We start from the raw sequence: 966 nt of genomic DNA on the forward strand, positions 1-966 counted from the left end.
ATCCCTTCGGCCTCGAGACCACGCTCGAGTCGCGGAAGGTCGTGATGGTCAAGGGTACTGCCAATTGGGACTCGGCCTTCGACACGCTCGTCGACGCCTTCAAGGCGCTGAACACGCTACTGGACAAGCAGGGCATCAAGGCCGCCGGCAATTCGATGATCGTCTACACCTCGACCGACGACACCGGCTTCACCTTCCTCGCCGAGATCCCGGTCGACCAGGACCCCAAGAACCTCACCAAGGACATGAGCATCGGCAAGTCGCCGGAGGGCAAGGCGCTGAAATTTGTCCATCGCGGCTCCTACGACAACATGGACAACACCTACGAGGCGATCACCAATCACCTCGACGACAAGAGACTGGAAGCCAAGGATACCTTCATCGAGGAGTACCTCACCGATCCCCTGAAGACGGCCGAGGACAAGCTCGTGATCAATGTTTACGTGCCGCTGAAGTGAGAATGATGAAAAAGCCTGCCGTACTCGCCGCCGTTTTCGCCACCACGTTGCTGGCCACGCCCGCGCTCGCCGACGATTTTCCCTCCGCCATCTCGGTGAGCGGCGAAGCCACGATTTCCGCGGCGCCCGATCTCGCACAGATCGATGCCGGCGTCGCCAACGATGCCAAGACCGCGAAGGAAGCCTCCGACGCCAACAATGCCGCGATGGGTAAGGTGCTGCTGGCGCTGAAGGGCGCCGGCATCGCCGAGAAGGATTACCAGACCTCGCGGCTGTCGCTGCAGCCGCAATACGGTCAGAACAAATCCACCGGCGCATCCCCGGTGGTCGGCTTCCGCGCCTCCAACCGCGTTACCGTGAAGATCCGCGACGTGACCAAAATCGCCGGCATCATCGACACGCTGGTCGGCGCCGGCGCCAACGACGTCGGCAATATTTCCTTCGAGGTGACGCAGGCCTCGAAGCTGCTCGACGACGCGCGCGAGCAGGCGATCGCCGATGCGCGGCG

At 62.3% G+C, this 966-nt stretch carries 2 protein-coding genes; both read left to right on the forward strand.

Annotated features, from left to right (window positions below):
* Positions 1-458 (forward strand): GyrI-like domain-containing protein (locus tag SE91_RS31045; RefSeq protein WP_197489545.1); only part of this gene is annotated, 458 nt, incomplete at its 5' end.
* 5 nt (positions 459-463) lie between these two features.
* On the forward strand, positions 464-966 hold a 503-nt coding region (locus SE91_RS31050), incomplete at its 3' end, for an SIMPL domain-containing protein (RefSeq protein WP_061850363.1).

The organism is Bradyrhizobium sp. DOA1, from assembly GCF_001593325.1.
Classification (GTDB): Bacteria; Pseudomonadota; Alphaproteobacteria; order Rhizobiales; family Xanthobacteraceae; genus Bradyrhizobium.